At 65.7% G+C, this 1823-nt stretch carries 3 protein-coding genes; all 3 read right to left on the reverse strand.

Translation table 11 applies throughout. The features are described from left to right. Positions 1-689, reverse strand: a 689-nt coding sequence (locus WCE35_RS22975) for a Bug family tripartite tricarboxylate transporter substrate binding protein (protein WP_424595606.1), incomplete at its 3' end; no start/stop codon positions are given. A 65-nt stretch (positions 690-754) separates the two neighbouring features. After that, the gene (locus WCE35_RS22980) at positions 755-1099 is read right to left on the reverse strand and encodes an AzlD domain-containing protein (protein ID WP_424595608.1); all 345 of its coding nucleotides are present in this window, start codon (positions 1097-1099) and stop codon (positions 755-757) included. Between the two features lie 20 nt (positions 1100-1119). Next, positions 1120-1823: AzlC family ABC transporter permease (locus WCE35_RS22985; protein ID WP_424595607.1), on the reverse strand; the 704-nt coding region annotated here is incomplete at its 5' end.

Raw genomic sequence — 1823 nt, forward strand, 5'->3', positions numbered from 1 at the left:
CGTTTCGCCGAACTCACTGCGAGCGGCCGCAGCAAACCGGATTTGACCGGCGGCAGCGCGGTGCCGAGCGTGTCGAACATCAACTGGATATTGCCGGACAACAGATCGGCCAGCGCCGGACCCGCGCCCTTGTAGGGCACGTGCACCATGTCGATGCCGGCCATCTGCTTGAACATTTCGCCGGCGAGATGGATGGTGCCGCCGGTACCGGCCGAGCCGAAATTGAGCTTGCCGGGATTCTGTTTGGCGTAGGCGACGAACTCCGCCACGGTCCTGGCTGGCACCGAAGGATGCACCTCCATGATGACGGGAAGATCGGTGATCAGCGCCAGCATACGAAAATCCTTGACGGGATCGTAGGGCAGCTTCCTGTACAGCATCGGATTGAGCACGAAGATCGAGGCCGCCGTGACGAACAGCGTGTAGCCGTCAGGCTCGGAACGCGCCACGGCCTCCGCGCCGATCGCGCCCTGCGCGCCGGCCTTGTTCTCGACCACCACCGGCTGCTTCAGATCGCGGCCGAGATATTCGCCGACGAGGCGGCCGAGCACGTCGGTCGGGCCGCCCGCGGCATAGGGCACGACGAGCCTGATCGGGCGCGTCGGATATTCGACGGCCTGGCTCTGCGGCACGGGGACGAACGCTGCGACGAGGCTGACAACCATCGCTGCCGTCATGCGCCAATTCATGCCGCTTCCCCTGTTGTTTGTTGTTATCCAACGCTCGACAGTACCGGATTGCAGGCTCGCCGCAATCAGCCGAACCACCCTTTACCCGCCAGCATCACCATCTCGCCACCGACCACGCCGGCGAAAATCGACCGCTTCGTCACCATGAAAGCGGCAAAGCCCGCGGCCACCGCGCCATAGCGCAGCCAGTCCTGCACGCTGGCCAGCGCGCCGGGCGGCTGAAGCAGGATTTGCGCGATCACGCCGGCGAGGATCGCGGTCGCCACCGCCCTCACCCACACCAGCAGTTCGGAACCTTCGTCGAGGCCGCCGCCGAACCAGAGCCCGAGCATCCGCCAGACCTCGTTGGGCAGGAAGCCCGCGATCACCAGCACCAGCAGCGCCCGGGGGTCGCCCAGGAAATCGGGCAGGGAATTGCCGAGCCATTCGCTCATGCGCGCTCCCGCCACCAGTGGACGCCATAGGCGATGGTGCCCGCCGAGATACCGCTGATCAAGATATCGACGCCGGTGTGCAGCATCGAGGCCAGCGGAAACAGCGCCAACCCCACGACCAGCGCAAGAACGTCGGAAAGCTGCCGGCAGTTGCGCGCGGTGGACAGCAGGAATGCCAGCGGCGTCAGCATCAGGATGCCGGCGGCGAACAGTTGCGGCAGATTGGCGGCCAGGCCATAGCCGAGCGTGGTCGCGACAAGACATACGGACAGCAAACCAAAGCCAAGCCCGTGCGTGAACGCAATGCGCCGCTCGCGCGGCACCTGCGGCAACAGCCGATAGCATTCGACCCACAGGGTGACCGCGGTGAAATGCGCCGCCAGCACCAGATGCCGCCGTTTTGTCGTCGGCCCGCGCATCAGTGGCAACACCGAAACCACCATCGGAAACAGCCGGATCGCGCTGACGGTGACCGCGATCGCGGCCTGCACCATTGTCGCTCCTGAGCCGAGCGTCGAGATCAGGATGATCTGCGCCGGTCCCGCCCAGACCAGGAGTGTGCTCGCCAGCGCCCAGCCCAGGCTGAAGCGCGTGTCATGCGCGAGCGCGCCGATGCCGAGATAGGTCGCAAACAGCACCAGGGTCAGGACGGTCGAGGCGACCGAGCGCATGCCCCATGCGAACGCGCGAACGGGATTTT

This window comes from Bradyrhizobium sp. (assembly GCF_049691595.1).
Taxonomy (GTDB): Bacteria; Pseudomonadota; Alphaproteobacteria; order Rhizobiales; family Xanthobacteraceae; genus Bradyrhizobium.